The sequence below is a fragment of the Streptomyces phyllanthi genome, assembly GCF_009377205.1.
Classification (GTDB): Bacteria; Actinomycetota; Actinomycetes; order Streptomycetales; family Streptomycetaceae; genus Streptomyces; species Streptomyces phyllanthi.
On sequence record NZ_VJZE01000374.1, the window covers coordinates 1 to 9,463 of the forward strand.

General features: G+C 72.0%; 6 protein-coding genes. 4 read left to right on the forward strand and 2 right to left on the reverse strand.

Translation table 11 applies throughout. The annotated features are described in order from the left end of the window. Positions 1-18 precede the first annotated feature (18 nt). Together meaB and FNH04_RS34720 are read right to left on the reverse strand one after the other, a co-directional pair. A complete protein-coding gene (gene meaB / locus FNH04_RS34715) occupies positions 19-975 on the reverse strand; it encodes a methylmalonyl Co-A mutase-associated GTPase MeaB (RefSeq protein WP_152789829.1) in 957 nt (318 codons plus the stop codon). A 55-nt stretch (positions 976-1,030) separates the two neighbouring features. Continuing rightward, entirely contained in the window at positions 1,031-2,233 is a 1,203-nt protein-coding gene (locus tag FNH04_RS34720) for an acetyl-CoA C-acetyltransferase (RefSeq protein WP_152789830.1), read from the reverse strand. A 148-nt stretch (positions 2,234-2,381) separates the two neighbouring features. Here FNH04_RS34720 and mce point away from each other — a divergent pair, with 148 nt between their 5' ends. The 4 genes from mce to FNH04_RS34740 form a co-directional block, all read left to right on the forward strand. Further along, positions 2,382-2,822, forward strand: coding sequence for a methylmalonyl-CoA epimerase (mce, locus tag FNH04_RS34725; RefSeq protein WP_152789831.1), 441 nt, complete (start codon positions 2,382-2,384; stop codon positions 2,820-2,822). Between the two features lie 242 nt (positions 2,823-3,064). Then, positions 3,065-6,913 carry a polarized growth protein Scy gene (gene scy / locus FNH04_RS34730; protein ID WP_322724722.1) on the forward strand — a complete coding sequence of 1,283 codons (3,849 nt, stop codon included), beginning with the start codon at positions 3,065-3,067 and terminating at the stop codon, positions 6,911-6,913. Between the two features lie 258 nt (positions 6,914-7,171). Further along, on the forward strand, positions 7,172-8,107 hold the full coding sequence (locus tag FNH04_RS34735; RefSeq protein WP_152789833.1) for a coiled-coil domain-containing protein: 936 nt from the start codon (positions 7,172-7,174) through the stop codon (positions 8,105-8,107). Between the two features lie 174 nt (positions 8,108-8,281). After that, the coding region (locus tag FNH04_RS34740; RefSeq protein WP_152789834.1) for an ATP-binding cassette domain-containing protein at positions 8,282-9,463 on the forward strand (1,182 nt) is incomplete at its 3' end.

The following is a 9,463-nucleotide window of genomic DNA, read 5'->3' on the forward strand; positions in this document are numbered from 1 at the left end:
GGGCGAGGAAAGGCCCGCTCACCCCTCCGTCAGGCCCGCCACGAGTTCGTCCGCCGCCCGGTAGGGATCCAGCTCCCCCGCCACGATCCGCTCCGCGAGCGCACCCAGGTGGCGATCCCCGTGCAGGTCCCCGATCCGCTCCCGCAACGCAGTGACCGCGATCGTCTCGACCTCCCGGGACGCACGGGCCAGACGGCGTTCGGCGAGCACACCCCGCTCCTCCATCCACGCCCGGTGCTTTTCCAGCGCCTCGACCACCTCGTCGATGCCCTCACCCCGCGCCGCGACCGTCTTCACGATCGGCGGCCGCCAGTCTCCGGGCCCCCGGGACTCACCCAGCCCCAGCATGTGGTTCAGCTCGCGCGCCGTCGCGTCCGCACCGTCCCGGTCGGCCTTGTTCACGACGTACACGTCACCGATCTCCAGGATCCCCGCCTTGGCGGCCTGGATCCCGTCACCCATGCCGGGAGCCAGAAGCACCACGGACGTGTCCGCCTGCGACGCAATCTCGACCTCCGACTGGCCCACCCCGACCGTCTCGACGAGGATCACGTCGCACCCGGCCGCGTCCAGGACACGGATCGCCTGGGGGGCCGCCCAGGCCAGCCCGCCCAGGTGGCCCCGCGTGGCCATGGAGCGGATGTACACGCCCGGGTCGGACGCGTGCTCCGACATCCGGACCCGGTCACCCAGCAGCGCACCGCCCGAGAACGGCGACGACGGGTCCACGGCCAGCACCCCGACCCGCTTGCCCTGCCTCCGGTACGCCGTCACCAGGGCCGACGTGGACGTCGACTTGCCGACCCCGGGAGAGCCGGTCAGGCCCACGACGTACGCCCCGCCCGTCAGCGGCGCCAGCGCCGCCATCACCTCGCGGAGCTGTGGGGACGCCCCCTCCACCAGGGAGATCAGCCGGGCCACGGCCCGCGGCCGGCCTTCCCTGGCCTGGGCGACCAGCGAGGAGACGTCCTGCATCACAGCTCCGTTCACGAGGAGGGTTCGGCGAACACGAGGGAGAGCGGCGAACCGCTCAGCCCTTCGGTACCCGCACGATCAGCGCGTCACCCTGCCCGCCGCCACCGCACAGCGCGGCCGCGCCCACCCCGCCGCCCCGCCGCTTCAGCTCCAGCGCCAGGTGCAGGACGAGACGGGCACCCGACATGCCGATCGGGTGACCGAGGGCGATCGCGCCGCCGTTGACATTCACCTTTTCAGTGGACACCCCGAGGTCCTTCATCGACTGGATCGCGACCGACGCGAAGGCCTCGTTGATCTCGATCAGGTCAAGATCCGAGACCTCCAGGCCCTCCTTCTTCAGCGCGTGCGTGATCGCGTTCGACGGCTGCGAATGCAGGGAGTTGTCCGGGCCCGCGACATTGCCGTGCGCGCCGATCTCCGCGATCCACTCCAGCCCGAGCTCCTCCGCCTTGGCCCTGCTCATCACGACCACGGCCGCCGCACCGTCCGAGATCGGCGAGGAGGAACCGGCGGTGATCGTGCCGTCCTTCGTGAACGCCGGGCGCAGCTTGCCGAGGGACTCCGCCGTGGTCTCGCCGCGGATGCCCTCGTCCTGGCTGAAAACGACCGGGTCACCCTTGCGCTGCGGGATCTCCACGGGCGTGATCTCCGCCTCGAAGATCCCGTTCTTCTGCGCGGCCGCGGCCCGCTGGTGGGAGAGGGCGGCCACGGCGTCCTGCTCCTCGCGGCCGATGCCCAGCCTGGTGTTGTGGTGCTCCGTCGACTCGCCCATGGCGATGTTCTCGAAGGCGTCGGTCAGACCGTCGTGCGCCATCGCGTCCAGCATCTGCACCGCGCCGTACTTGAAGCCCTCACGGGACTTCGGCAGCAGGTGGGGGGCGTTCGTCATGGACTCCTGTCCGCCGGCGACGATCACGTCGAACTCACCCGCGCGGATCAACTGGTCCGCGAGAGCGATGGCGTCCAGTCCCGACAGGCACACCTTGTTGATGGTGAGCGCGGGGACGTTCATCGGGATGCCCGCCTTGACCGCGGCCTGGCGCGCCGGGATCTGCCCCGCCCCGGCCTGCAGCACCTGGCCCATGATCACGTACTGCACCTGGTCGCCACCGATCCCCGCACGGTCGAGGGCGGCCTTGATCGCGAAGCCGCCGAGGTCGGCTCCGGAGAAGGACTTGAGCGAACCCAGCAACCGTCCCATGGGCGTACGTGCGCCCGCGACGATCACCGAGGTGTTGCCGTTCGTTCCAGACATGAGGTGCGATCCCCTTCCAGCTGATACAGCCGAGGAGTGAACGAGGGTTTACTTCGAATGTACTGAGCGGTAGACCACCTCGTCATCCGGCGAAGAGTGTGATCGCGCGCACGTTGCGTAACCACTCGAGGAGCGCTCCACTGAAACCATGTTGACGCGAATCGACCACATCGGGATCGCCTGCTTCGACCTCGACAGGACTGTCGAGTTCTATCGGGCCACGTACGGCTTCGAGGTGTTCCACTCCGAGGTCAACGAGGAGCAGGGCGTACGCGAGGCCATGCTCAAGATCAACAGCACGGACGACGGCGGGGCGTCCTACCTGCAACTCCTGGAACCGACCCGGGAGGACTCCACCGTCGCCAAGTGGCTGGCGAAGAACGGGGAGGGCGTCCATCACATCGCGTTCGGTACGGCGGATGTCGACGCGGAGTCCGCGGACATCAGGGAGAAGGGGGTACGCGTCCTGTACGAGGAGCCCCGGCGCGGTTCCATGGGGTCACGGATCACGTTCCTGCACCCCAAGGATTGTCACGGCGTACTGACAGAACTGGTCACTTCGGCGCCTGTTGAGTCACCTGAGCACTGACCCCCGTACATATGGGCCGGTAGGGTTGGGGTCGGCCGTCGCCTTGCGAGGAGGCGGCCCGGGTCCTGCCGCCTTTCGACGACGGGGCTCAAGGGCCGGGGTCCGGGTTTCGGGGGACGAGGGCTAGGGCGGCAGCCCGCGCTCCGCCGTTGATCTGGCACCATTCCCCGGGGGCCCCGTTCGGCGGATGGACGGAGCTCGTTTGGAGAAGCTTGCGACCAGGGGACGGATGGGACCGCGCAGTGCGGGGCTACGAACGCCAGGAGCGAGAGCCGGCGGCTGACGTCGACCACCTCTCTCGGTTCGAGGCCGAGATGGAGCGGCTGAAGACCGAGCGGGAAAAGGCGATCCAGCACGCCGAGGACCTCGGCTACCAGGTCGAGGTGCTGCGCGCCAAGCTGCACGAGGCGCGCCGCACCATCATGTCCCGACCCGCATTCGACGGATCGGACATCGGTTACCAGGCCGAGCAGATGCTCCGGCAGGCCCAGGTGCAGGCCGACCAGCTGCGCGCCGAGGCCGAGCGCGAGCTGAGCCAGGCCCGCGCGCAGACCCAGCGCATCCTCCAGGAGCACGCCGAGCAGGCCGCCCGCCTCCAGGCGGAGCTGCACGCCGAGGCGGTGGCGCGCCGCCAGCAGCTCGATCAGGAGCTCTCGGAGCGCCGGCAGAACGTCGAGTCGCACGTCAACGAGAACGTGTCCTGGGCCGAGCAGCTGCGCGCCCGCTCCGAGCAGCAGGCCCGCCGGCTGCTGGACGAGTCCCGCGCCGAGGCCGAGCAGGCGCTGGCCACCGCCCGCGCCGAGGCCGAGCGCGTGGCTTCCGAGGCCCGCCAGCGGCTCCAGGACGAGGCGGACACGGCCCGCGCCGAGGCCGACCAGATCCTGCGCCGGGCCCGTACGGAGGCCGAGCGGCTGCTGAACGCCGCCTCCACCCAGGCCCAGGAGGCCACCGAGCACGCCGAGCAACTGCGCTCCTCCTCCGCGACCGAGTCGGACAGCGCCCGCCGCCAGGCCACCGAGCTGAGCCGGGCCGCCGAGCAGCGCATGGCCGAGGCCGAGACGGCGCTGCAGAAGGCCCGGACCGAGGCCGACAAGGTCGTCGCCGAGGCCAAGGAGGCCGCGGCCAAGGCCCTGTCGAGCGCCGAGTCGACGAACGAGCAGCGCACCCGGACGGCGAAGGAGCAGGTCGCCCGACTGGTCGAGGAGGCCACGAAGGAGGCCGAGGCCACCAAGGCGTCCGCCGAGGAAGTCGTCGCGGACGCCCGCGCCGAGGCCGAGAAGATCGTCGCGGAGGCCTCCGACAAGGCCCGCTCCATCACCGCCGAGGAGTCCGCCTCCCAGCTGGCCAAGACGGCGAAGACGGCCGAGGACGTCCTCAACAAGGCGTCGGAGGACGCCAAGAACACCATCAAGGCCGCCGCCGAGGAGGCCGAGCGGATCCGCGGGGAGGCCGCGGCCGAGGCGGACCGGCTGCGCTCCGAGGCGCAGGATCTCGCCGAGCAGCTCAAGGGCGCGGCCAAGGACGACACCGAGGAGTACCGCGCCAAGACGGTCGAGCTGCAGGAGGAGGCGCGCCGGCTGCGCGGCGAGGCCGAGCAGCTGCGGTCCGACGGGGTCGCCGAGGGCGAGCGCATCCGCTCCGAGGCGCGGCGCGAGGCCGTCCAGCAGATCGAGGAGGCGGCCAGGACCGCCGAGGAGCTGCTCTCCAAGGCCAAGGCCGACGCGGACGAGCTGAGGGCGTCGGCCACGGCGGACAGCGAGAAGGTCCGTACGGAGGCGATCGAGCGCGCCTCGACGCTGCGCCGCCAGGCCGAGGAGACCCTGGACCGCACGCGCAAGGAGGCCGAGCGGCAGCGCGACGAGGCCGTCGAGCTCTCCGAGACCATCAAGGCCGAGGCCGAGCGGGCCGCTTCCGAGATGCGCGAGGAGGCCGAGCGCGCGGTCGCCGCCCGCGAGGCGGAGGCCGCCGAGGAGCTGACCCGGCTGCACTCCGACGCCGAGCAGCGGCTCGCCTCGGCCGAGCAGGCGCTCAGCGACGCCCGCGCGGAGGCCGAGCGGATCCGCCGCGAGGCCGCCGAGGAGACCGACCGGCTGCGTTCCGAGGCCGCCGAGCGGATCCGTACGCTCCAGGCGCAGGCCGAGGCCGAGGCGGAGCGGATGCGCCACGAGGCGGCTTCCGACGCGTCCGCGTCCCGGGCCGAGGGCGAGGCCGTCGCCGTACGTCTGCGCTCGGAGGCCGCGTCCGAGGCGGAGCGGCTGAAGTCGGAGGCACAGGACACCGCCGACCGGGTACGGGCCGAGGCGCTGGCCGCGGCCGAGCGGCTGGCGACCGAGAGCGCCGAGACGCTGGCCGCCGCGCAGGAGGAGGCCGCCCGGCGCCGCCGCGAGGCCGACGATCTCCTCGGTTCCGCCCGGCAGGAGGCCGACCAGGAGCGCGAGCGGGCCCGCGAGCAGAGCGAGGAGCTGCTGGCGGCGGCCCGCAAGCGCGTGGACGAGGCCGACGCCGAGGCGCTGCGGCTGGTCGAGGAGGCGGACCGGCGGGCCACCGAGATGGTGATGGCCGCCGAGCAGCACGCCCAGCAGGTGCGCGACTCCGTGGCCGGGCTGCACGAGCAGGCCCAGGAGGAGATCACCGGGCTGCGCAGCGCCGCCGAGCACGCGGCGGACCGTACGCGGCGGGAGGCCGAGGAGGAGGCCGACCGGGTCCGCGCCGACGCGTACGCCGAGCGGGAGCGCGCCTCCGAGGACGCGGCCCGCACCCGGCGCACGGCGGCCGAGGAGGCGGAGGCCGCCAGGTCGCTGGCGGAGCGCACGGTGTCGGAGGCGATCGCCGAGGCCGAGCGGGTACGCACGGACGCCGCCGAGCACGCCCAGCGTGTCCGCACCGAGGCGTCGGACGCGATCGCGAACGCCGAGCAGGAGGCGTCGCGTGCCCGGGCGGAGGCCCGCGAGGACGCGAACCGGATCCGGTCGGACGCGGCAGCGCAGGCCGACACCCTGATCACGGAGTCGACGGCCGAGGCGGAGCGGCTCACCAGCGAGACGATCGCGGAGGTCGACCGGCTGCGCGCCGAGTCCGTCGCCAAGGCCGACAAGCTCATCTCGGACGCCACCGGCGAATCGGAGCGGCTGCGCGCCGAGGCGGCCGAGACCGTCGCCTCCGCCCAGCAGCACGCGGAGCGTGTCCGTGCCGAGTCCCAGCGCCTCAGGGCCGAGGCGGAGGCCGAGGCCGAGCGGCTCACCACGGCCGCGCGCGAGGAGGCCGACCGCACGCTGGACGAGGTCCGCAAGGACGCCAACAAGCGGCGCTCGGAGGCGGCCGAGCAGGTCGACAAGCTCATCACGGAGACCGCCGCCGAAGCGGACAAGCTCATTTCCGAGGCCCAGCAGACCGCGCACAAGACCACCGCGGACGCCGAGGCGCAGGCCGACAGCATGGTCGGCGCGGCCCGCACGGAGGCCGACCGCCTGGTGTCGGAGGCCACCGTCGAGGGCAACTCCCTGGTGGAGCGGGCCCGTACGGACGCGGACGAGCTGCTGGTCGGCGCGCGCCGGGACGCCACCGCGATCAGGGAGCGCGCGGAGGAGCTGCGCGACCGCATCACGGCCGAGATCGAGGCACTGCACGCGCGGGCCCGCCGTGAGTCGGCCGAGACGATGAAGGCCGCGGGTGACCGGTGCGACGCGCTCATCAGGGCGGCCGAGGAGCAGCTGGGGAAGGCTGAGACGAAGGCCAAGGAGCTCGTCTCGGAGGCCAATTCCGAGGCGGGCAAGGTCCGTATCGCCGCGGTCAAGAAGGCCGAGGGTCTCCTGAAGGAGGCCGAGCAGAAGAAGAACACGCTCATCCGGGAGGCCGAGGAGCTCAAGGCCGAGGCGATCCGCGAGGCGCGGCGCACGGTCGAGGAGGGCAAGCGGGAGCTGGAGGTCCTGGTGCGGCGCCGCGAGGACATCAATGCGGAGATCTCCCGTGTCCAGGACGTCCTGGAGGCGTTGGAGTCTTTTGAGGCCCCGTCGAGCGGCAAGGACGGAGGCGTCAAGGCCGGCGCCGCCGTGGGCGCACCCCGATCGGGTGGCAAGGCGTCAGACGGCTAGCGGCGCCGGGAGAGTTGCGGGTAAGTTCCGCGTCGATCGGTGCGTGGCGTGGCGTCGGACGGCTGCCGCGGCGGCACCGGAGGCGTCGAGTCACGCCCGTCGACGGCCCCGGTGCAAAGTTTCCGGCAAGTAATCGGCGGCTCGCCACTCAAAAGAGGTGTCATTCTCCAGATCAAACGCGCATCTGCTCGATGACACGCCGCTTCGCCCCCTAGGATTCCACCTATCACCTCACCGGTCTCATTCGACAGGAACCCCATGAGCGACACTTCCCCCTACGGCTTCGAGCTTGTGCGGCGTGGGTACGACCGCGCTCAGGTGGACGAACGCATCTCGAAGCTCGTCTCCGACCGCGACAGCGCTCTGGCACGTATCACTGCTCTGGAAAAGCGCATCGAGGAGCTCCACCTCGAGACGCAGAACGCCCAGGCCGCGGTCACCGACGCCGAGCCGTCGTACGCGGGTCTCGGCGCGCGCGTCGAGAAGATCCTCCGCCTCGCCGAGGAGGAGGCGAAGGACCTGCGTGAGGAGGCCCGCCGCGCCGCCGAGCAGCACCGCGATCTCGCGGAGTCGGCCGCCCAGCAGGTCCGCAACGACGCGGAGTCGTTCGCCGCGGAGCGCAAGGCCAAGGCCGAGGACGAGGGCGTCCGGATCGTCGAGAAGGCCAAGAGCGACGCCTCCCAGCTGCGCCAGGAGGCGCAGAAGGACGCGCAGTCCAAGCGCGAGGAGGCGGACGCCCTCTTCGAGGAGACCCGCGCCAAGGCCGCGCAGGCCGCCGCCGACTTCGAGACGAACCTCGCCAAGCGCCGCGAGCAGTCCGAGCGCGACCTGGCCTCCCGCCAGGCCAAGGCGGAGAAGCGCCTCGCCGAGATCGAGCACCGCGCCGAGCAGCTGCGCCTGGAGGCCGAGAAGCTGCGCACCGACGCCGAGCGCCGCGCCCGCCAGACGGTGGAGACGGCCCAGCGCCAGGCCGAGGACATCGTGGCCGACGCCAACGCCAAGGCCGACCGTATCCGCTCGGAATCCGAGCGCGAGCTGGCCGCCCTCACCAACCGCCGCGACTCGATCAACGCCCAGCTCACGAACGTCCGCGAGATGCTCGCGACGCTCACGGGCGCCGCGGTCGCCGCGGCCGGCACTCCGGCCGAGGACGAGCCGATCTCCCGTGGGGTCCCGGCTCAGCAGTCCCGGTGACGCTCTGAGGGGCCAGTGACAGACTGGGGCCCGCGTTCCCTTCGGGGGACGCGGGCCCTTGGCGTTCGAGGCACGCTCGGCTCCGTTCGAGCGGAACCGTCAGCGCTCGGATACGCTCCTAACCCTTACGGGGGCGTGTGCCCCGACGTCCTGAACCTTCGATGGGTGCGGAGAATGATCGAGGCAGTCGGCCTGACGAAGCGCTATGGCGCCAAGACGGCCGTGTACAACCTTTCCTTCCAGGTACGGCCGGGGGCAGTGACCGGGTTCCTCGGGCCGAACGGTTCGGGCAAGTCGACGACGATGCGCATGATCCTGGGCCTGGACAACCCCACCGCGGGGCATGTGACGATCGGCGGTTTCCCGTACCGGAAGCTGCCGAACGCGCCCAGACAGGTCGGCGCGCTGCTGGACGCCAAGGCCGTGCACGGCGGTCGCAGCGCCCGCAGCCATCTGCTGTGCCTGGCGCAGCTGTCCGGTATTCCGGCGCGGCGCGTGGACGAGGTGCTGGGGGTCGTCGGGCTGCAGGACGTGGCCAAGAAGCGGTCCAAGGGGTTCTCGCTGGGCATGGGGCAGCGGCTCGGGATCGCCGCCGCGCTGCTCGGTGACCCCCAGGTGCTCCTGTTCGACGAGCCAGTCAACGGGCTCGACCCCGAGGGCATCCTGTGGGTGCGCAATCTGATGAAGTCCCTCGCGGCGGAGGGACGGACCGTCTTCGTCTCGTCCCATCTGATGAGCGAGATGGCCCTGACCGCCGATCACCTGATCGTGATCGGGCGCGGGCAGTTGCTCGCCGACATGAGCGTCAAGGACTTCATCTCGCACAACTCGGCCGACTTCGCACGGGTGCGTACGCCGGACACCGAGCCCCAGCAGCGGGAGAAGCTGACGGCCTCGCTGACCGAGGCGGGTGGCCAGGTGCTGCCCGAGCCGGACGGCGCGCTGCGGGTGACCGGGCTGGCGCTGCCGCGCATCAGCGATCTGGCGCACGACGCCGGCGTACGCCTGTGGGAGCTGTCGCCGCATCAGGCCTCGCTGGAGGAGGCGTACATGCGGATGACGCAGGGTGCCGTCGACTACCGGTCGACCATCGACCAGAAGGAAGGGCTGATGCAGCCGCTGCCGCCCGGCGCGCAGCCGCCGATGCCGGTGCCGGGACAGGGACAGCCGGGGTGGTACGCCCCGCCGGCGCCGCAGCAGGGCGGGCAGCCGTTCGCGATGCAGCAGGGAACGCCCCAGGGCGCGCCGAGCGGGCCTTACGGCGCCCCGTCGGCGCCCGCCGCTCAGGCGCCGGGACAGCCCAACCCGTACGCCGCCCAGGCGCCCGCGGGCCCGCCGCCTGCCGCACCCGTACCG

What these genes read in the sequence shown, in the direction of transcription:
- meaB (WP_152789829.1), bottom strand. Translation starts at nt 975, where the DNA reads ATGCAGGACGTCTCCTCGCTGGTCGCCCAGGCCAGGGAAGGCCGGCCG.
- FNH04_RS34720 (WP_152789830.1), bottom strand. Translation starts at nt 2,233, where the DNA reads ATGTCTGGAACGAACGGCAACACCTCGGTGATCGTCGCGGGCGCACGT.
- mce (WP_152789831.1), top strand. Translation starts at nt 2,382, where the DNA reads ATGTTGACGCGAATCGACCACATCGGGATCGCCTGCTTCGACCTCGAC.
- FNH04_RS34735 (WP_152789833.1), top strand. Translation starts at nt 7,172, where the DNA reads ATGAGCGACACTTCCCCCTACGGCTTCGAGCTTGTGCGGCGTGGGTAC.